Raw genomic sequence first — 19,869 nt, forward strand, 5'->3', positions numbered from 1 at the left:
TTCCCTTTCCGGCGGTTCCGACTCTATCAGATCCTTTCGGGCCCTGATTCCCCGTCAGAGGGGGTTGTCTTCCCGGCTGTTGGGCCGTTCCGACGAGTGAGACTCTAGCGGATTCCCGACTCCCGAGCTAATCGGGGGCCGCGTCCTTTCGAACGTGGATTCCTCTATTCCGCGAATACGCGCGCCAATGCCATGACGACGTCGACAACGCGACTGTTCGTCGAGGAGTGGTTGGTGCTCGCGGAATCGCTGCCCGGGGACCGACCGGAGTCGGCTCTCACGTCGGACAACTCGGAGAACAGTACGGACGGGGACATGCCGTGTCAACTCCGTGGCGAGACGTCCGCCCGGGGCGTAGCTTGGGGGGCGTGATGACGCGTACGTGCACCCAGTTCTGGTGGGCCGCCTGACGGCGGCCGCACTCACGTATGCACTCGACGGCCGCCGCTTCGGCGGCCGTTCTCGTATCTCCCTCCAGGAGGGGCGGCCGACGGTGGCGGCGGTCCTGACCAGGAGGTGGAGAAATGACGCGGGTCTTCAGTGGGGTCAAGCCGACCGGGCATCTGACGCTGGGGAACTACCTGGGAGCCATGCGGCAGTGGGCCGCGGTGGATCAGCACCGGTCCGACGCGCTGTTCTGCGTCGTCGATCTGCACGCGCTGACCGTGGACCACGATCCGGCGCGGGTGCGCCGGCTGAGCAGGCAGGCGGCCTCGCTGCTGCTGGCGGCGGGGCTGGATCCGGAGGTGTGCACCGTGTTCGTCCAGAGTCATGTGGACGAACACGCGCGGCTGTCGTACGTACTGGAGTGCGTGGCCACGGACGGTGAGATGCGCCGGATGATCCAGTACAAGGAGAAGGCCGCGCGGGAGCGTGAGCGGGGCGGGAGCGTGCGGCTGTCGCTGCTGACGTATCCCGTGCTGATGGCGGCCGACATCCTGGCGTACGGGACGGACGAGGTGCCGGTCGGGGAGGACCAGACGCAGCACGTGGAGCTGGCCCGGGACCTCGCGGTGCGGTTCAACCAGCGCTACGGGCACACGTTCGTGGTGCCCAGGGCCACGAATCCGGCGGTGGCGGCGCGCGTGATGAACCTGCAGGAGCCGGCGTCGAAGATGGGGAAGAGCGACGACGTCGGGCCGGGGATCGTCTACGTGCTGGACGAGCCGGACGTGGTGCGGAAGAAGGTCATGCGGGCCGTGACCGACAGCGGGCGCGAGGTCGTGTACGACCGGGAGGCGCGGCCGGGGCTCGCGAACCTGCTGGAGATCCTCGCCGCGTGCACGGGTGGGGAGCCGGCCGGGCTGGCCAGGGCGTACGACTCCTACGGCGCGCTGAAGAAGGACGTCGCGGAGGCCGTGGTGGAGGCGTTGCGGCCCTTGCGGAAGCGGCACCGGGAGCTGTGTGCGGATCCCGGTTACGTGGAGGGCGTGCTGCGGGTCGGTGCGGAGAAGGCGCGGGCGATGGCCCGGCCGACCGTGGATGCCGCTTATCGCGCGATCGGGCTGCTGCCGCCGGTGCCGGACACGGTGGTGAACGCGGCCCGGTAGGCGCGGGGGCTGGTGGCGAGGCGCGATGCGAAGTGCTGGCGCATCGTGACCTCGCTGCCGAAGCCCGACCGGCGAGCGACCTCGGGCATGGGGAGGTCGGTGCGCTCCAGGAGTTTCTGAGCGGCGGCGATGCGCTGGTCGAGGAGCCAGCGCAGCGGGGTGGTGCTGGTGGCCGCCGTGAAGTGACGGGCGAAGGAGCGGGGTGACATGCCGGCGCGGGCGGCCAGGGCGGCGACGGTCAGGGGCTCGTGAAGGTGGCGCAGGGCGTGCTCGCGGACGGCGGCGAGGGTGTCGGCGTCGCGGTCGGTGCGCGGGGTGGGGTGCTCGATGAACTGGGCCTGGGTGCCGGTGCGGAAGGGGGCGGTGACCATCGAGCGGGCGATGGTGGCGGCGGCCTCCGCGCCGTGGGCCAGGCGGACCAGGTGGAGGCAGAGGTCGATGCCGGCCGCGGTGCCGGCCGCGGTCCAGAGGTTGTCGTCCTCGATGAAGAGGGCGTCGGGGACGACGGTGACGCGGGGGTGGTGGGTGCGCAGGAGGTCGATCAGGCGCCAGTGCGTGATGGCGCGGCGGCCGTCGAGCAGGCCCGCCTGGGCGAGGGTGAACGCGCCGCCGCACAGGGCGGCGACGGTGGTGCCGCGGGCGTGGGCGCGGCGGAGGGCGCCGAGGACCGGGGCCGGGGCCAGGGTGAGGTGGTCGTCGAGGCCGGGGACCACGACGAGGTCGGCGTGGTCCAGCCAGTCGAGGGAGCGGTCGGGGTGGAGGGCGAGGCCGCCGCGCATCGGGACGGCGGTGGTGCCGTCGGCGGCGACGCGGCGCAGGTCGAAGGCGGGGGCGCCGCGGTCGGTGCGGTCGGTGCCCCAGACCTCGGTGATGACGGAGACGTCGAAGGCCCGGATGCCGGGGAAGGCGACGAGGGCGACGCGGTAGGAGGCCCCGGTGGCGTGCTCTGCCATGCGTGGCAGTAAACCATCGATCGCTGACTTCCGTACCTCTGGGGAGGGGGGCCGTCCGGCGGCACGATCGTGGGCATGGACATCGCAGAGAACGCAGCGCTGGTGGTCGTGGACGTGCAGAAGGGCTTCGAGGAGCTCGGCTTCTGGGGGACGCGCAACAACCCGGCGGCGGACGACAACATCGCCGCCCTCATCGACGTGTGGCAGTCGACCGGCCGGCCGGTGGTCTTCGTGCGGCACGACTCGGCCAAGCCGGGGTCGCCGTTGCGGACGGGGTACGGCGGCAACGACTTCAAGGAGTACGTGGAGCAGCGGCGCGGGAAGGGGGGCGGGGCCGAGCTGCTGATCACGAAGAGCGTGAACTCGGCGTTCCTCGGGACGCCGGACCTGGGGGCGTGGCTCCGGGAGCAGGGGATCGCGCAGGTGGTGCTGGCCGGGATCCAGACGAACATGTGCGTCGAGACGACGGCGCGGATGGGCGGGAACCTCGGGTACGACGTGCTGGTCGCGTTCGACGCGACGTACACCTTCGACCTGGAGGGGCCCTTCGGCTGGCGGCAGGGCGCGGACGAGCTGGCGCGTGCGTCGGCGGTGTCGCTGCACGGGGGCGGGTTCGCCCGGGTGGTGACGACGGGGGACGTGGTGGCCGCGGCGGAGTGAGCCCCCGTGCGGGGGCTCGCCGGGCCGGCGGAAGGTCAGTCCTTGGTGCCGGAGGCCAGTTCGCGGCTGCGGTCGCGGGCGGCTTCCAGGGCGGCGATGAGGGCGGCGCGGACGCCGTGGTTCTCGAGTTCGCGGATGGCGTTGATGGTGGTGCCGGCGGGGGACGTGACGTTCTCGCGGAGCTTGACCGGGTGTTCGCCGCTGTCGCGGAGCATCTTCGCCGCGCCGATCGCGGACTGGACGATCAGGTCGTGGGCCTTGTCGCGGGGCAGGCCCAGGAGGATGCCGGCGTCGGTCATGGCTTCGACCAGGTAGAAGAAGTAGGCCGGGCCCGAGCCGGAGAGGGCGGTGCAGGCGTCCTGCTGGTTCTCCGGGACGCGGAGGGTCTTGCCGACGGCGCCGAAGATCTCCTCGGCGTGGGCGAGGTGGGCGGCGGTGGCGTGGGTGCCGGCCGAGATGACGGACATGGCCTCGTCGACGAGGGCCGGGGTGTTCGTCATGACGCGGACGACCGGGGTTTCGGGGGCGAGGCGTTCCTCGAAGAAGGAGGTCGGGATGCCCGCGGCGCCGCTGATGACCAGGCGGTCGGCGGGGATGTGCGGGGCGAGTTCGTCGAGGAGCGTGCCCATGTCCTGCGGCTTGACCGTGAGGATCAGGGTGTCGGCGGCCTTGGCGGCCTCGGCGTTGGTGACCGGGGTGACTCCGTGGCGGGTGCGGAGCTCGTCGGCCCGTTCCGGGCGGCGGGCGGTGACCAGGAGGTCGGCGGGCGCCCAGCCGGCTCCGATCATTCCGCTGAGCAGGGCTTCGCCGATCTTGCCGGTGCCGAGGACTGCGACTTTCTGGGTCATGGGTTTCGGTGCCCTCCGGTGCCCTGTCTGGGGTGTGTCGTCCGTCGCCGTCATCCTCGCACCCGGGAGGGCGGGCCGGGCGTCGCGTCCAGGTGGCGGGACGCCCGGGGAGCCGTCGACGGTTCCTCGCCCCTCCCTGCCCTTCCCCGGGGGCTGCCGCTTCCGGCCCCCCGCTCCCGGCCTGGACAGCCCCGTCCTCGAGCTCCCCGGAGGGGGCGTCCCCGGGGCGGGCCGTCATGCCGTGCGGCGTTTGAGGGTCGCCGCGCCCAGGGCCAGGACCAGGAGGGCGCAGCCGGCCACGATCAGGGCGTCCCGCACGAAGGCGGCCGTCATGTCGGTGTGGCGCAGGACCTCGTTCATGCCGTCGACCGCGTAGGACATCGGCAGGGCGTCGGAGACGGCCTCCAGGGCCGGGTGCATGCGGTCGCGCGGGGTGAACAGGCCGCAGAGGAGGAGCTGGGGGAAGATCACCGCCGGCATGAACTGGACCGCCTGGAACTCCGAGGCCGCGAAGGCCGAGACGAAGAGGCCGAGCGCGGTGCCCAGGAGGGCGTCGAGCAGGGCGACGAGGAGGAGGAGCCAGGGGCTGCCGGTCACGTCGAGGCCGAGGAACCAGACCGCCAGACCCGTCGCCAGGGCCGACTGGACGATCGCGAGGGCGCCGAAGGCGAGGGCGTAGCCGGCGATGAGGTCGCCCTTGCCCAGGGGCATGGCGAGGAGGCGTTCGAGGGTGCCGGAGGTGCGCTCGCGCAGGGTCGCGATGGACGTGACCAGGAACATCGTGATCAGCGGGAAGATCCCGAGCAGGGAGGCGCCGATGTCGTCGAAGGTGCGCGGGCTGCCGTCGAAGACGTAGCGCAGCAGGAACAGCATCAGGCAGGGGATCAGGAGCAGCAGCGCGATCGTGCGGGGGTCGTGGGCGAGTTGGCGCAGGACGCGGGCGGCGGTGGCGGTGGTGCGGGAGAGGTTCAGGGGGTGCGTGGGGGCCGGGCGCAGTGCGGTCGCGGTGGTGGGGGTCGTGGTGGTCATCGCGTGGTCTCCTTCGTGCGGGCCGCCGCCGTCGCCTCGTCCACCAGGCGCAGGAAGGCCTCCTCGACCGTCCCGGTGTCGGTGCGGGTGCGCAGGGCGTCGGGGGTGTCGTCGGCGAGGAGCGTGCCCTCGCGCACCAGGAGGAGACGGTGGCAGCGCTCGGCCTCGTCCATGACGTGGGAGGAGACGAGGAGGGTGGTGCCGCGGTCGGCGGCGAGGGAGTGGAAGAGGGCCCACAGGTCGCGGCGGAGTACGGGGTCGAGGCCGACCGTCGGTTCGTCGAGGACGAGGAGTTCGGGGGCGCCGAGGAGGGCGACGGCGAGGGAGACGCGGCTGCGCTGGCCGCCGGAGAGGTTGCCGGCCAGGGCGCCGGCGTGGCCGGTGAGGTCGACGTCGGCGATGGCCCGGGTGACGTTCTCGCGGCGGCGGGCGGAGGATGCGCGGCCGGGGTCGAGTATCGCGGCGAAGTAGTCGAGGTTCTGGCGGACGGTGAGGTCGTCGAAGACGGACGGGGCCTGGGTGACGTAGCCGATGCGGGTGCGCAGGGCGGGGTGGCCGGCGGGGCGGCCGAGGACGTCCAGGGTGCCGGTGACCTTGGCCTGGGTGCCGGCGATCGCGCGCATGAGGGTGGTCTTGCCGCAGCCGGAGGGGCCGAGGAGGCCGGTGATCCGGCCGCGGGGGACGGTGAAGCCGAGGCCGCGCAGGACGGTGCGGGTGCCGCGGACGACGGTGAGGTTCTCGGCGTGGACTGCGGGGGTGGCCGCCCGGTCGGGGGCGGCGTCGGGTGGGGGTGTCCGGTCGTCGGGAGGGCGGGGCGAGTAATTCATCATGTGATGAATAATGCTCCCGCCCTCCCGGCGCGTCAAGCAGTCGCCGGGGTCCTGGCGAGCAGCAGGACGACGTCGTACGTCTCCTCGGCGAGCCCGTCCGGGAAGGCGGCCAGGAGGTGCTCCCGCTCCTCGGCCAGGAAGACCGCGCCGTGTTCCTCGCCGTGGGTCAGGAAGACCGAGTGGCCGGCGATGTCGGCCAGGTGCGCGTCCAGCGGGACGCGGCGGCTCCAGCGGAGCTCGCGACGGGTGAAGGCCATGCGGCCGGAGGGGTCGGCGACGCGGGCGCCGGTGTTCCGCTTCTCGGCGGAGACGTCCAGGCCGAAATGCCGCGCCGTGCGTTCGGCCGCCTCGGCGACCCACGGCACGTCGGGGGGCGCCGGTGTTCCACCACAGCGCGAGCGCTCCGCCCGGGCGCAGCACGCGCAGCGCCTCCGGCACCGCTCGGGCGGGGTCGGTCCAGTGCCGGGCCCGGGCGTAGGTGAGGAGGTCGACGTGGTGGCCGGCGAGGGGGAGGGCGTTGCCGTCGCCGCGGACCACCGGCACGTCGGGGAGGCCGCGACGGAACTCGGCCGCCATGCCCCCGCCGGGTTCGACGGCGATCACGTCGGCGCCGTGCTCGCGCAGGCGGGCGGTGGCGATGCCCGTGCCGGCGCCGACGTCCGCGACGCGGGAGCCGGCCAGGGGCCGGCCGGACAGTTCCTCGATCGCCTCGAAGAGGGCGGACGGGTGGGAGGGGCGGTGGGCGGCGTGGCTGGTCAGCGAGTCGCCCCCCGGTGTCGTCCTACGGCCAGGGTGGCCGGGTGACCGCGGGGCGCGGAGGCCTTTCCCCAGGGGCCTTTTCCGCAGGGGACCTTTCCGCAGGGGCCTTTTCCGCAGGGGACCCTTTCGCGCGGGGCGCTCCGCCGGGCCGTGCCCGGGACCGGCGCGGACGAGCCGGGTGGGCGGGACGGGAGCCGGCCCGTTCGCGCGGCTCACCGGGAGGGCCGGGGGGTGCCGTCAGGACCGGGCCGGCTCCGGGCGGCGGTGCCCTGCGGCCGACGACGACGCCGCGGACGCGCGCCGGCCCCCGCGCCCCCGGCACGATCCGGACGACCGACCCTAGGAGCGGCGGCGCTTCTTCGACGGGTTGCGCGAGCGGCGGGTGGTGCGCTTCTCGTACTCCTCGCGGGCCCTGTCGTACTCGGCGCGGTGGAGCGTCTCGCCCGGGGCCTCGGTGAAGGTGCGGAGGAAGTAGGCGAGGAGCGTGCCGACGAAGCCGATGGTGAGCAGGCCCCGCAGGGAGGACTGGCGGTCGGGGTCGGGGCGGCTGGTGAAGCCGGACCAGGTGTGCCGGAAGGCCAGGGCGCTGCAGACCGCGAACATCACGACCATCAGCAGCGAGACGAAACCGCCGGTGTCGGCGATCTGGAGGCCCTCGTAGGCGATGCGGAGGACGAAGCAGGCGGCGGCCGCCGCGGCGAGGGAGCCGACGGCCAGGCCGGCCCGGCGGACGGCGTAGCCGTTGTCGTGGTCCACCCAGGTGGTGCCGAAGAACCGGAGGGGTTCGGGGCGGGGACCGGCAGGGGGCGTGGAGCCCGCGGGGGTGTCCGGGTTGCCGTTCGTGCCGTTCTCTGCGCTCACGGAACGATTATGGCGCCGGGCGTGCCGCGGGCCCCGGGCGGGCTCAGGAGCAGCGGGACGCGACGTAGCCGTCGCTGCCGGTGCGCACGTACGTGTCGGAGACGTATCCGCCGCCGACGTTGTCCCAGATGGCGCTCGTGCCGTACGGGCCCGTCACCGTCGTCCCCGCCGTCTGGCAGTAGACCGGGACGCGGGCCCCCTCCGCGAGGACCCGCACGATGCCGTAGCCGGTGCCGGGTCCGCTGCGGACGTTGAGGCGCACGCCCGGGGCGACCGGGTAGTACGTGACGGCCGCCGCGGTCGCCGTCACCGTTCCCGTGTCGCCGTCGGTCGCTTCCGGACGGCCGGCACGGCCGGCATGGCCGATGGTCATGATGTCCTCCCCCGTCGCACCCCACGCGTGCGGCGGGGTGCCGTCGATCGCCTTGGAACGTTCCGTCAGGAACAAGCCGTCGCACACACGTTCGCGACGCGCACGCGGAGGTTAGCAAGCCGCCGCGGCCCCGCACGTCTCATCGACTAGGCTCCGAGACGTCGCGCGCGCAGCGGAACAGCACGGGGGTGGTCCCATGGCGCCACGGGAGAACGACGGAGCGGGCGCGGAAGCGGAACTTCCGGAATATGCCGGTCACTACCGGCTGGAGTCCTGCCTCGGCTCGGGCGGTATGGGCATCGTGCACGTGGCCCGCAGCACCTCCGGGATGAAGCTGGCGGTGAAGGTCGTCCACGCCCGCTACGCCGAGGACCCGGAGTTCCGGGGGAGGTTCCGGCAGGAGGTGGCCGCGGCGCGACGGGTGAGCGGTGCCTTCACCGCGCCGGTCGTCGACGCCGACCCGGAGGCCGTGCGGCCCTGGATGGCCACCCTGTTCATCCCCGGGCCGACCCTCTCGGAGCAGGTGAAACGGAACGGGCCCATGGACCCGGCCCAGTTGCGCCGGCTGATGGCCGGGCTCGCGGAGGCGCTGCGGGACATCCACCGGGTCGGGGTGGTGCACCGGGACCTGAAACCGAGCAACGTGCTGCTCGCCGAGGACGGTCCGAAGGTCATCGACTTCGGGATCTCCCGGCCGAAGGACAGCGAACTGCGGACCGAGACCGGGAAGCTGATCGGGACGCCGCCGTTCATGGCGCCCGAGCAGTTCCGGCGGCCCCGGGAGGTCGGCCCGGCGGCCGACGTCTTCGCCCTCGGGTCGCTGATGGTGCACGCGGCGACCGGCCGCGGGCCCTTCGACTCGGACAGCCCGTACGTCGTCGCCTACCAGGTCGTGCACGACGAGCCCGACCTGACGGGCGTGCCGGAGACGCTCGCGCCGCTGGTGCTGCGGTGCCTGGCCAAGGAGCCGGACGACCGGCCCACGCCGGACGAGCTGATGCGGGAGCTGCGGTCCGTGGCGGCGCTGTACGACACGCAGTCGTTCATGCCGGCGGCGCGGGCCGCGGCGGACGAACCGCCGCGGCCCCCGGCGGAGCAGACCCCGGCGGAGCAGGCCCGGGCCGAGGGGGCTCGCGCTGAGGAGCCTCCGTCGGACGGGGCCGCCGCGCGCCCCGTGCGCCGGCTCGGGCGGCGCACGGTGCTGGTCGCGGGGGTGCTGTGCCTCGCCGTGCTCGGCGGGCTCGCCTCGCTCCAGTGGTCCGGCGGGTCCGAGCCGCCGCGGCAGACCGCCGTCGCGCGGGACGCGTCGGGCTTCGGCGCGTGGGAGACGGAGCCGGCCCCGCACAGTGGTGTGCCGCAGTGCTCGTACGGCGCGGGCAGGCTGGTGTGCGGGCGGCCCGGGGAGGTCTTCGCCCTCGATCCGGCCGACGGCCGCACCCTGTGGCGCCACGACGTCACGGAGGCGACGCGGAGCGAACCACCGGTCGTGGCGGGCGGCCTCGTGCAGCCCTCCATCGGCCTGATCGGCGACCTGGAGGCACTCGATCCCGCCACCGGCGAGGTGAGGTGGCACGAGGGGATGCCCGACCACGACGGCCAGCGGTGCGCGGGCGGCATGCTCCTGCTCACCGCCTCCGACGGACGGGTCACCGGCGTGGACGGCGCCTCGGGCGAGATCGCGTGGTCCCGCCGCGTCCCCGGGCAGGCCGTGCCGTACTTCACCTCGTTCGCCGGGGATCCGACGGCGTACGCGGCGAGCGTGTCGGACGACGGGTCCCGCACCCGCGTGACCGCGGTGGACCCGGGGACGGGCGACGTGCGGTGGGACGCCGACCTGGAGGGGGCGCTGACACCGGCGGGCATGGCGGACGGCTCCGTGTACTTCCTGGCCGACGGCGCGGTCCACGGCGACGCGACCGCCGTCCTGCGCTACACGCCGAGGACCCGGTCGGTCCGCCGGGTGGAGCTGGACATCCCGGTCGCCGAGGCGCAGGCCGGGGTGCGCGGGGACACCGTGTACCTCATGGGCGCGGGCGGCTCGCTGGTGGCCGTCGACATGGCGTCCGGCAGGCAGCGGTGGCGGCTGGAGACGGGGGTGAGCCGGGGCTCGGCGCCCTCCTCCGACGGACGGCACGTGTACGTCACCGTCCCCGACGGGCGCCTCCTCGGTGTCGACGCCCGCACGGGGAGGCTCCTCGGGCAGACGCCGCCGCGGTTCGGCGCCGACTCCGACCGGGTGCCCGCCACGCTGCACGTGCCGGTGCTCGCGGACGGGCACGTCTACGCCGGTGCGCCGGACGGGACCGTGTTCGGCGTCGACGGGCGGGACCCGGCCGCCTGGTAGCCGGGTCCCCGGGGGCCGGTCAGCCCAGCTTGCTCACGTCACGCACGGCGCCCTTGTCGGCGCTCGTCGCCATCGCGGCGTACGCCTTCAGCGCCGCGGAGACCTTGCGCTCGCGGTTCTTCGGGGCGTACACGCCGTTCAGGGCCTGCTCGCGGCGGGCCAGCTCGGCGTCGTCGACCAGCAGCTCGATGGAGCGGTTCGGGATGTCGATGCGGATGCGGTCGCCGTCCTCGACCAGGGCGATGGTGCCGCCGGAGGCCGCCTCGGGCGAGGCGTGGCCGATGGACAGGCCCGACGTGCCGCCGGAGAACCGGCCGTCGGTGACCAGCGCGCACACCTTGCCCAGGCCCCGGCCCTTCAGGTACGAGGTCGGGTAGAGCATCTCCTGCATGCCGGGGCCGCCCTTGGGGCCCTCGTAGCGGATGACGACGACGTCGCCCTCCTCGACCTGCTGGGTGAGGATCTTCTGGACGGCCTCCTCCTGCGACTCGCAGACCACCGCGGGGCCCTCGAAGGTCCAGATCGACTCGTCGACGCCGGCGGTCTTCACGACGCAGCCGTCGACGGCGAGGTTGCCCTTGAGGACCGCGAGGCCGCCGTCCTCGGAGTAGGCGTGCTCGGCGGAGCGGATGCAGCCGCCCTCGGCGTCGGTGTCCAGCGCCTCCCAGCGCTCGGACTGGGAGAAGGCCTCGGCGGAGCGCACGCAGCCGGGCGCGGCGTGCCACAGCTCGACGGCCTCGGGGGACGGGGAGCCGCCGCGCACGTCCCACGTCTTGAGCCAGTCGGCCAGGGACGGGCTGTGCACCGAGTGCACGTCCTCGTTGAGCAGGCCGGCGCGGTGCAGCTCGCCGAGGAGGGCGGGGATGCCGCCGGCGCGGTGCACGTCCTCCATGTAGTACGTGCGGTCCTTGGCGACGTTCGGCGCGACCTTCGCCAGGCACGGCACCCGGCGGGAGACGGCGTCGATCTGCTCCAGGCCGAAGGGCACGCCGGCCTCCTGGGCGGCGGCCAGCAGGTGCAGGATCGTGTTGGTGGAGCCGCCCATCGCGATGTCGAGGGCCATGGCGTTCTCGAACGCCTGGAAGGTCGCGATGCCGCGCGGCAGGACCGAGTCGTCGTCCTGCTCGTAGTAGCGGTGGACCAGGTCCATCACGGTGCGCGCGGCGTCGACGTACAGCTGCCTGCGCGCGGTGTGGGTGGCGAGCACCGAGCCGTTGCCGGGCAGGGACAGGCCGATGGCCTCGGTCAGGCAGTTCATCGAGTTGGCGGTGAACATGCCGGAACAGGAGCCGCAGGTCGGGCAGGCGCTCTCCTCGATGCGGAGCATGTCCTCGTCGGAGATCTTGTCGTTCACCGCGTCGGACATCGCGTCGACCAGGTCGAGCGTGCGGACCGTGCCGTCGACCAGGGTGGCGCGGCCGGACTCCATCGGGCCGCCGGAGACGAAGACCGTCGGGATGTTCAGCCGCAGGGCGGCGTTGAGCATGCCCGGGGTGATCTTGTCGCAGTTGGAGATGCAGATCAGGGCGTCGGCGCAGTGGGCCTCGACCATGTACTCCACGCTGTCCGCGATCAGGTCGCGGGAGGGCAGGGAGTAGAGCATGCCGCCGTGCCCCATGGCGATGCCGTCGTCGACGGCGATCGTGTTGAACTCGCGCGGGATGCCGCCGGCCGCGACGACCGCCTCGCTGACGATCCGGCCGACCGGGGCGAGGTGCGTGTGGCCCGGCACGAACTCCGTGAAGCTGTTGGCGACCGCGATGATCGGCTTCCGCCCGATGTCCGCGCCGGGTACACCGGAGGCACGCATAAGGGCGCGGGCGCCCGCCATGTTGCGGCCGTGGGTGACTGTGCGGGACCTCAGCTCGGGCATCGTCGCTCGCTCCTTCGGAGAGTTCTGCCAGGAAGCGCCGGCAGTTTTCTGACTGCCGACGAGCGTACGCCCGTCATCCAGGGATCGGGACAAGGTGTCCGGAATACGGGATGTCGGTCTCGCCGCCGGGGAGCCTCAGGGGCCGGTGAGATGACCCTGCACGACCGGTGCCAGCCGCGCGATGATCCGCTCGGGGTCCGCCGACGCCAGCGGCTCCACCTTGATCACGTACCGGAGCATCGCGCACCCCACCAGCTGCGCCGCCGCCAGCTCGGCGCGCAGCTCGGCGTCCGGCAGGTCGAACTGGGCGGCGATGCGGCGCAGCAGCTGGGCGGCGAGCAGGCGGCGGAAGACGGCGGCGGCGGTGTCGTTGTCGACGGCCGAGCGGACGATGGCCAGCAGCGGCGCACGGGTGCCGGGGTCCTCCCAGAGGCCCAGGACGAAGCGGGTCAGGCGCTCGCCGACCGCGTCGGGCGGGCCGTCGCCGATCGCCTCGGGGGCCTTGAGGGCGGGCGCGAAGGCGACCTCGATCGCCGCCTCGAAGACCTGTTCCTTGGTGCCGAAGTAGTGGTGCACGAGTGCGGAGTCCACGCCCGCCGCCTTGGCGATGCCCCGCACGGAGGTCTTCTCGTAGCCCCGTTCGGAGAACTCCTCGCGGGCCGCGGCGAGGATGCGGTCGCGGGTCCCGGCGGACTCGGTGCGCGGGGGGCGGCCGCGGCGGCGGGCGGGGGCGGCGGAGGCGCCCGGGGCCCCCTCGGTGGCGTCGCTCACGGCCGGGGCGACCCCGCCGCCGAGGCCGACGCCAGGTGCAGGCGCGTGAAGGCCAGCGCCTCGGCGAGGTCGGCCTCGCGTTCGGCGCTGGACATGGCGCGACGGGTGTTGACCTCGATGACGACGTGGCCGTCGAAACCGGTGCGCGCCAGGCCCTCCAGCACCTCGGCACAGGGCTGGTCGCCGCGGCCGGGGACGAGGTGCTCGTCCTTGGCGGAGCCCCTGCCGTCCGCGAGGTGGACGTGGCCGAGGCGGTCGCCCATGCGCTCGATCATGCCGAGGGCGTCGGTGCGGGCCGTGGCGGTGTGGCTGAGATCGACCGTGAAGTGACGGTAGTCCTCCTTCGTCACGTCCCAGTCGGGCGCGTAGGCGAGCATCTCGCGGTCCCGGTAGCGCCAGGGGTACATGTTCTCGACGGCGAACCGCACGTCCGTCTCGTTCGCCATCCGCCACACGCCGCTGACGAAGTCCCGGGCGTACTGGCGCTGCCAGCGGAACGGCGGGTGCACGACGACGGTGCTCGCGCCCAGCTTCTCGGCGGCGTCCCGGGCGCGCTGGAGCTTGGTCCAGGGGTCGGTGGACCACACCCGCTGGGTGATGAGCAGGCAGGGCGCGTGCACGGCCAGGACCGGCATCCGGTGGTAGTCGCTGAGCCGCCGCAGGGCCTCGATGTCCTGACTGACCGGATCGGTCCACACCATGACCTCGACGCCGTCGTAGCCGAGGCGCGCGGCGATCTCGAAGGCCGTCGCCGTCGACTCCGGGTAGACGGAAGCCGTCGACAGGGCGACCTTCGCGTCCGGGATGCGGACTACGTCCCTTGGTTCTGCCACGGGGGCCAGGTTACGGGGTGCGGTCGGGTGGGTGCGGGGTGGCCGTTCGCCGTTGTGGTGAGCGCCATAGACCAGGCGCGGGATGCGGTGCGGCCGCTCGCGCACGCGGCCGGGCCGCACGCCGGTACGGCCTCGCGCCGCTCCCGGGGCCCGTCAGCCCTGGCCCATGTGGTCCAGGCGGCGCAGGATCACGCCCTCCCGCAGGGCCCAGGGACAGATCTCCAGGTTCTCCACGTGGAAGAGGTCCATCGCCGCCTCGGCGACCAGGGCACCGGCCAGGAGCTGGGCCGCGCGGCCCTCGGAGACGCCCGGGAGCTCGGCGCGCTCGGTGGTCGACATGGCGCCCAGCCGGGGCACCCAGGACTCCAGGGACGCCCGCTTCAGCTCGCGCTGGACGTAGAGGCCCTCGGCGGAACGCGCGGCGCCCGTGAGGCGGGCCAGCTGCTTGAAGGTCTTGGAGGTGGCCACCACGTGGTCGGGGGCGCCGAAGCGGCTGAACTCACCGACCGTGCGGGCGATCTCCGTACGGACGTGGCGGCGCAGCGCCCGGACGTCGTCCGGGTCGGGCGGGTCGCCGGGCAGCCAGGCGGCGGTCAGCCGGCCCGCGCCGAGCGGCAGCGACACGGCGGCGTCCGGCTCCTCGTCGATGCCGTAGGCGATCTCCAGGGAGCCGCCTCCGATGTCGAGGACCAGCAGCTTGCCCGCCGACCAGCCGAACCAGCGCCGGACGGCGAGGAAGGTGAGCCGGGCCTCCTCGGTGCCGCTGAGCACGGTGAGCTCGACCCCGGTCTCCTCCCGGACGCGCGCGAGGACGTGGTCGGCGTTGCGCGCCTCGCGCACGGCGGAGGTGGCGAAGGGCAGGAGGTCCTCGACGCCCTTGTCCTCGGCGGCCTGGAGCGCCTCGTGGACGACTCCGACCAGCCGGTCCACGCCCTCGGGACCGATGGCGCCGTCGCCGTCCAGGAGCTGGGCGAGGCGCAGTTCCGCCTTGTGCGAGTGCGCGGGCAGCGGGCGCGCGCCGGGGTGGGCGTCCACCACCAGCAGATGCACCGTGTTCGAACCCACGTCGAGGACACCGAGTCTCATGGGGGGAACGCTACTGCCGGCGGGGCGGACAGCGGTGCCGTCATCGGGCCCGGGCGACTTACCCTGGAGCCGTGCCAAAGACGAAAAAGGCGAAGGACGGAAAGTCGCCCAAGAAGGACAAGCGGGACAAGAAGGTCGGATCGAGCGAGGTGGCCGGGGTCATCGGGGTCTCTCCGGCGGCTCCCGCGCCGGCTCCCGCGTCCGGCGACGAGAAGGGTCTCGACTTCGCGCGCGCGTGGGTGGAGTTCCCGGACCCGGCGGACGACGAGCAGGTCTTCCGCTGCGATCTGACCTGGCTGACCTCTCGCTGGAACTGCATCTTCGGCAGCGGCTGCCAGGGCATCCAGGCGGGCCGCGCGGACGACGGGTGCTGCTCGCTGGGCGCCCACTTCTCCGACGAGGACGACGAGCGGCGGGTCGCCGAGCACGTGGCGAGGCTCACGCCGGACATCTGGCAGCACCACGCCGAGGGCACCCGGAACGGCTGGGTCTCCGAGGACGACGAGGGCTCCCGGCAGACCCGCCCCTTCCAGGGCTCGTGCATCTTCCAGAACCGGCCCGGCTTCGCCGGCGGCGCGGGCTGCTCGCTGCACATCCTCGCGCTGCGGGAGGGCAGGGAGCCGCTGGAGACCAAGCCGGACGTGTGCTGGCAGCTGCCGGTGCGGCGGACGTACGAGTGGATCGACCGGCCCGACGACACCCGCGTCCTGCAGGTGTCGATCGGGGAGTACGACCGGCGCGGCTGGGGTCCGGGCGGGCACGACCTGCACTGGTGGTGCACGTCGGCGACCTCGGCGCACGGCGCGGGCGACCCGGTGTACGTCAGCTACCGGCCGGAGCTGATCGAGCTGATGGGCAAGGCGGGCTACGACCGGCTGGTGGAGCTGTGCGAGGCACGGCTGGCGTCGCAGCTGCCGTTGCTGGCGCCCCACCCGGCGGACCCCGGCCCCCGCTGAGACGACGGGCGCGCCGCGACGGGGCTCGGCGCGACGGGCCGCTGGGAGGGGGCCGCGAGGGCGGAAACGCTACGACGTGACGGGGCTCGGGGTGCCGCCGTCGTCGGGCGTGGGCGACGAGCCGTCCGTTCCGCCGGTCGGGGCCGGCTCGGTGGGCGTCGGGTCCGGGTCGGACGGCGTGTGCGTCGGGTCGACCGTCGGCGTGGGGCCGGGCGGCGCCGTGGTCGACGGCGACGGGTCCGGGCCCGGGTCGGTCGGGGACGGCGAGCCGTCGGGCGCGCTGGGGCGCGGGTCCGGGCGGGACGGGGTCGGCGCGGTGCCGTAGCCGTGGATCGACACGACGGCGCCGGCGGGCGAGACGGCCACCATGGCGCTCCAGGAGCCGGACGGTTCGCGCAGGTGGTCGACGTACACCTTGATCGTCAGCGTCTCGCCGGGGTGGAGCGTTCCCGACGACTGGCTCAGGTAGAGCCAGGGGGCGCTGGTGGAGGCGGACCAGCGCACCGGTGCGTCGCCGGACGCGGTCAGGGTGACCAGTGTGGTGTCGCCGTCGTTCCCCGCCGACACGGCGAGGTGACCGGCGCCCTTCCCGCCCGCGCCGGAGACGCTGACGACCTCCACGGAGACGTCGGCCTTGCCGTCCTTGCCGAAGCGGGTGTCGGGCGTGCTGCTCGCGTTGCCGGCGTTCTCGTAGCCGTGGCCGTAGCCGCCCGCCGACTCGCCGTACAAGCCGTCGGGGTCCTGTGCCTCGCTGGCGCTGGCCGAGCGGCCCTCCTCGCCCTCGCCGACCGGGGTACCGCGGTAGGCCGCCCACAGGGCCAGCACGGGGGCCGCGACGACGGTGGCGACGACGGTGGTCGTGACGGCACGGGCGCGCAGGCGGTCCCGGCGGGCCGCGCGGTCCTTCGGGTCCATCGGGAAGCCGCGCCGGTCGAAGCGGGGCGCCGCGCTCCGCGCGCGCGGGCCGTGCGCCATGGCGACGTGCAGCGCCGCGCGGGGGGCCTCCAGGACCGGCAGCTCGGCGGGGGTGACGCTGGTGCCGGGCCAGCGGCCCGGAACCGCGCGCTCGGCCGCACGGCGGCAGCGCGGGCAGTCGTCGACGTGCCGGACCAGCTCGCGGCGCAGGGCGGCGCTGAGCACGTAACGGTTCTCGCCGGTGAGGCGGGACACGCCCTGGCAGGCGCCGGTCTCGACGACCGCGAGGGCCGCGCGGGTGCGTTCGACCTCGCAGGCGGCCGCGGCGAGCAGTTCCCGGGTGGCGGCGAGGTCCATGCCGAGCACGGCGGCCACCTCGTGGGCGGCGAGGTGGTGGCGCACGGCGAGCTCGAGGGCCTCGCGCTGCTCCGGGGTGGTGCCGGCGGCCTCCGGCCAGGCCAGCAGGGCGAGCTCGCGGCGGCGGCGCTCCTGTTCCTCGCCGGTCGGTGGCGGGGGTGTGAACTGCTGGGACTGCTGGGACTGCTGCGCCGGGCGTGGCCGGCCGGGGCCCGGACGGTTCGCCGTGGGGCGGCCCGCGGCGTGGGTACCCGGACGTTTCTGCTTGGCCTCGGCCAGTTTGCGCAGGCATGCCCAGCGGGCCAGCGCGTACAGCCAGGCCCTGCGGTCCGCGGGCTCGGGGCCGCGGTGTCCCCGGGGACCGCGCTGGTCGCGGCGCTCGGCCAGCGCGAGGACGTCGCCCAGGGCGGCGGTCGCGGTGTCGTGGTCGCACAGGACGGACAGACAGTAGGTGAACAGGCCGTCCAGGTACGCCTCGTAGGGCGTGGGCGACCGCTGCGCCAGCGTGCGCGCCGCCGCGCGGTCACGCGCTTCCCGATGCTCCCGGTGTGCCCGGTGGGTGCCGGTCGTACGTACCGTGGTGTCCGGACTGCTCCTCATCACTCGGCGACCGTAGGCGGCTATGGGTGGCGCGAACTGGCGCGTTGGGCTCTTTTAATCCGTACGGGTGAAACGATCCCTCATAAGGGGACAGGGGGCTGTTGTTCCGTGGCCGGCTCGGGGTGGTGCGGGGTGCCTGCGGCGCCTGTGCGGCTCCGGTGGGGGTGCGCGGATGCCTGCGGCGCCCGTGCGGGTGGGTGGGGGGTGCGGATGCCTGCGGCGCCTGTGCGGGTTCGGTGGGGGTGCGGGGTGCCTGCGGCGCCCGTGCGGGTGTGGTGGGGTGCGCGGATGCCTGCGGCGCCTGTGCGGCTCCGGTGGGGGTGCGCGTAGCGCCTTCGGTGGTCTGTGGGGCGGGGCCGCGCCGGGGGGTGTCCGTCCTCGGAACGGCGCGGAATCGGGTACTGACCAACAGACGGGGCGTTGACGCGCCAACCGCTGCGGGCGGACACCCCCCGACACGTCCCCTTCCCGCCGTACGCGGCTCCCCCGCCGTCCCCACTCAGCTGCGGGCAGCCGCCGTGCGCCGCCGTCCCGGCTGCGGGCAGCCGCCATGCACCGCCGTCGTAGCTGCGGGCAGTCGTGCCTCCCCCAGTGCCTGAACGGCCTGGGAGGTACCCCCAGGGGCGGCACGGGTGGGCGGTGGGGGTCCACCCGCTCGAGCGAAGCCGAGAGTGGGGGAGGCACCCCGGCAGCGCAGGGCCGCGCGAACCCACCCCCGCGTCCACACCCGCGCCGGGCGCCCCGGGACACCCGGCCGCCGTGCGTTGTCAGTGGCGGCGGTTACCGTTCACGCATGGCTGCCCGTACGAAGACCACCAAGGACCGGCCGTCCTACCGCTGCACCGAATGCGGCTGGCAGACGGCCAAGTGGCTCGGCCGCTGCCCCGAGTGCCAGGCCTGGGGCACGGTCGAGGAGTACGGCGCGCCCGCGGTCCGTACGACGACGCCGGGGCGCGTCACCACCTCCGCGCTGCCCATCGGCCAGGTCGACGGCCGGCAGGCGACCGCCCGGCCGACCGGCGTGCCCGAGCTCGACCGGGTGCTCGGCGGCGGTCTGGTGCCCGGTGCCGTGGTGCTCGTCGCGGGCGAGCCCGGCGTCGGCAAGTCCACGCTCCTGCTCGACGTCGCGGCCAAGTCGGCCAGCGAGGAGCACAAGACCCTCTACATCACCGGTGAGGAGTCGGCGAGCCAGGTGCGGCTGCGTGCCGACCGGATCAAGGCCATCGACGATCACCTGTATCTCGCCGCCGAGACCGACCTCGCGGCGGTGCTGGGACACCTGGACGCGGTCAAGCCGTCGCTGCTGATCCTCGACTCCGTGCAGACGGTGGCCTCCCCCGAGATCGACGGCGCCCCCGGCGGCATGGCGCAGGTGCGGGAGGTGGCGGGCGCCCTCATCCGTGCCTCCAAGGAGCGCGGCATGTCCACGCTGCTCGTGGGCCACGTCACCAAGGACGGCGCCATCGCCGGGCCCCGGCTGCTGGAGCACCTCGTGGACGTCGTGCTGCACTTCGAGGGCGACCGGCACGCGCGGCTGCGGCTGGTGCGCGGCGTCAAGAACCGGTACGGGACGACGGACGAGGTCGGCTGCTTCGAGCTGCACGACGAGGGGATCACCGGGCTCGCCGACCCCAGCGGGCTGTTCCTCACCCGTCGTGCCGAGCCCGTGCCCGGTACCTGTCTGACCGTCACCCTGGAGGGGCGCCGGCCGCTGGTGGCCGAGGTGCAGGCGCTCACCGTCGACTCGCAGATCCCGTCCCCGCGGCGCACCACGTCCGGCCTGGAGACGTCCCGGGTGTCGATGATGCTGGCCGTGCTGGAGCAGCGGGGCCGGATCAGCGCGTTGGGCAAGAGGGACATCTACAGCGCGACGGTGGGCGGGGTGAAGCTGTCCGAGCCGGCCGCCGACCTCGCGATCGCGCTCGCCCTCGCGTCGGCCGCCAGCGACACCCCGCTCCCCAAGAACCTCGTCGCGATCGGTGAGGTGGGCCTCGCCGGCGAGGTGAGACGGGTCACGGGCGTGCAGCGCAGGCTCGCCGAGGCGCACCGGCTGGGATTCACGCACGCCCTGGTACCGACCGACCCGGGCAGGGTCCCTGACGGCATGAAGGTCCTGGAAGTCGCGGACATGGGGGACGCCCTGCGGGTCCTTCCGCGTTCCCGTCGGCGAGAGGCCCCACGGGAGGAGGAGGACCGCCGGTAGACTTTGCCCTGGTCTCGCCCGTCCGTACGACCGAGTGTGCGACACGGCAGCGCCAGAAGAACCTGCGA

General features: G+C 74.0%; 16 protein-coding genes and 1 pseudogene. 5 read left to right on the top strand and 12 right to left on the bottom strand.

Annotation, left to right across the window (positions count from 1 at the left end):
• Window positions 1-524 precede the first annotated feature (524 nt).
• Window positions 525-1,550 (top strand): tryptophan--tRNA ligase, encoded by a 1,026-nt coding sequence (trpS, locus tag ACZ4V6_RS06630; protein ID WP_467823173.1) that lies wholly within the window; start codon window positions 525-527, stop codon window positions 1,548-1,550.
• Here the strand turns inward: trpS and ACZ4V6_RS06635 are convergent.
• On the bottom strand, window positions 1,490-2,503 hold the full coding sequence (locus tag ACZ4V6_RS06635; RefSeq protein WP_467823176.1) for a GlxA family transcriptional regulator: 1,014 nt from the start codon (window positions 2,501-2,503) through the stop codon (window positions 1,490-1,492). The two genes, trpS and ACZ4V6_RS06635, sit on opposite strands and share 61 nt — an antisense overlap.
• Window positions 2,504-2,578: 75 nt before the next feature.
• Between ACZ4V6_RS06635 and ACZ4V6_RS06640 the strand changes: the two genes are divergently transcribed.
• Window positions 2,579-3,163 (top strand): cysteine hydrolase family protein, encoded by a 585-nt coding sequence (locus ACZ4V6_RS06640; RefSeq protein WP_467823179.1) that lies wholly within the window; start codon window positions 2,579-2,581, stop codon window positions 3,161-3,163.
• Window positions 3,164-3,198: 35 nt separating this feature from the next.
• On the opposite strand, the gene proC is transcribed toward ACZ4V6_RS06640, so the two are convergent.
• The 6 genes and pseudogenes from proC to ACZ4V6_RS06670 form a co-directional block, all read right to left on the bottom strand.
• A complete protein-coding gene (gene proC, locus ACZ4V6_RS06645; RefSeq protein WP_467823180.1) occupies window positions 3,199-4,011 on the bottom strand; it encodes a pyrroline-5-carboxylate reductase in 813 nt (270 codons plus the stop codon).
• 234 nt (window positions 4,012-4,245) lie between these two features.
• Window positions 4,246-5,040, bottom strand: a complete 795-nt coding sequence (locus ACZ4V6_RS06650; RefSeq protein ID WP_467823182.1) for an ABC transporter permease — start codon at window positions 5,038-5,040, stop codon at window positions 4,246-4,248.
• Window positions 5,037-5,870 (bottom strand): ABC transporter ATP-binding protein, encoded by an 834-nt coding sequence (locus ACZ4V6_RS06655; protein WP_467823184.1) that lies wholly within the window; start codon window positions 5,868-5,870, stop codon window positions 5,037-5,039. The genes ACZ4V6_RS06650 and ACZ4V6_RS06655 overlap by 4 nt, the downstream gene beginning before the upstream one ends.
• A gap of 32 nt (window positions 5,871-5,902) precedes the next feature.
• A pseudogene (locus ACZ4V6_RS06660) lies at window positions 5,903-6,629 on the bottom strand (class I SAM-dependent methyltransferase).
• Between the two features lie 339 nt (window positions 6,630-6,968).
• The gene (locus tag ACZ4V6_RS06665) at window positions 6,969-7,490 is read right to left on the bottom strand and encodes an EamA/RhaT family transporter (RefSeq protein WP_467823186.1); all 522 of its coding nucleotides are present in this window, start codon (window positions 7,488-7,490) and stop codon (window positions 6,969-6,971) included.
• 43 nt (window positions 7,491-7,533) lie between these two features.
• On the bottom strand, window positions 7,534-7,863 hold the full coding sequence (locus ACZ4V6_RS06670; protein WP_467823189.1) for an SH3 domain-containing protein: 330 nt from the start codon (window positions 7,861-7,863) through the stop codon (window positions 7,534-7,536).
• Between the two features lie 196 nt (window positions 7,864-8,059).
• On the opposite strand from ACZ4V6_RS06670, the gene ACZ4V6_RS06675 reads away from it, so the two are divergent.
• On the top strand, window positions 8,060-10,207 hold the full coding sequence (locus ACZ4V6_RS06675; RefSeq protein WP_467823191.1) for a serine/threonine-protein kinase: 2,148 nt from the start codon (window positions 8,060-8,062) through the stop codon (window positions 10,205-10,207).
• 19 nt (window positions 10,208-10,226) lie between these two features.
• On the opposite strand, the gene ilvD is transcribed toward ACZ4V6_RS06675, so the two are convergent.
• The 4 genes from ilvD to ACZ4V6_RS06695 form a co-directional block, all read right to left on the bottom strand.
• Window positions 10,227-12,080, bottom strand: a complete 1,854-nt coding sequence (gene ilvD, locus ACZ4V6_RS06680; protein WP_467823193.1) for a dihydroxy-acid dehydratase — start codon at window positions 12,078-12,080, stop codon at window positions 10,227-10,229.
• A 135-nt stretch (window positions 12,081-12,215) separates the two neighbouring features.
• A complete protein-coding gene (locus tag ACZ4V6_RS06685) occupies window positions 12,216-12,851 on the bottom strand; it encodes a TetR/AcrR family transcriptional regulator (protein ID WP_467823194.1) in 636 nt (211 codons plus the stop codon).
• Entirely contained in the window at window positions 12,848-13,684 is an 837-nt protein-coding gene (locus ACZ4V6_RS06690; protein ID WP_467823196.1) for a sugar phosphate isomerase/epimerase family protein, read from the bottom strand. The genes ACZ4V6_RS06685 and ACZ4V6_RS06690 overlap by 4 nt, the downstream gene beginning before the upstream one ends.
• A 153-nt stretch (window positions 13,685-13,837) precedes the next feature.
• Window positions 13,838-14,770: a Ppx/GppA family phosphatase gene (locus tag ACZ4V6_RS06695; RefSeq protein ID WP_467823199.1), complete on the bottom strand. Its 933-nt coding sequence runs from the start codon at window positions 14,768-14,770 to the stop codon at window positions 13,838-13,840.
• A 149-nt stretch (window positions 14,771-14,919) separates the two neighbouring features.
• On the opposite strand from ACZ4V6_RS06695, the gene ACZ4V6_RS06700 reads away from it, so the two are divergent.
• The gene (locus tag ACZ4V6_RS06700; RefSeq protein ID WP_467824312.1) at window positions 14,920-15,726 is read left to right on the top strand and encodes a DUF3109 family protein; all 807 of its coding nucleotides are present in this window, start codon (window positions 14,920-14,922) and stop codon (window positions 15,724-15,726) included.
• Window positions 15,727-15,795: 69 nt separating this feature from the next.
• Here ACZ4V6_RS06700 and ACZ4V6_RS06705 read toward each other — a convergent pair whose 3' ends face one another.
• A complete protein-coding gene (locus ACZ4V6_RS06705; protein ID WP_467823201.1) occupies window positions 15,796-17,598 on the bottom strand; it encodes a BACON domain-containing protein in 1,803 nt (600 codons plus the stop codon).
• A gap of 793 nt (window positions 17,599-18,391) precedes the next feature.
• Between ACZ4V6_RS06705 and radA the strand changes: the two genes are divergently transcribed.
• Window positions 18,392-19,801, top strand: a complete 1,410-nt coding sequence (gene radA, locus ACZ4V6_RS06710) for a DNA repair protein RadA (RefSeq protein WP_467823203.1) — start codon at window positions 18,392-18,394, stop codon at window positions 19,799-19,801.
• The last annotated feature ends 68 nt before the right edge of the window (window positions 19,802-19,869 follow it).

It is taken from the genome of Streptomyces sp. NPDC029152 (genome assembly GCF_055564355.1).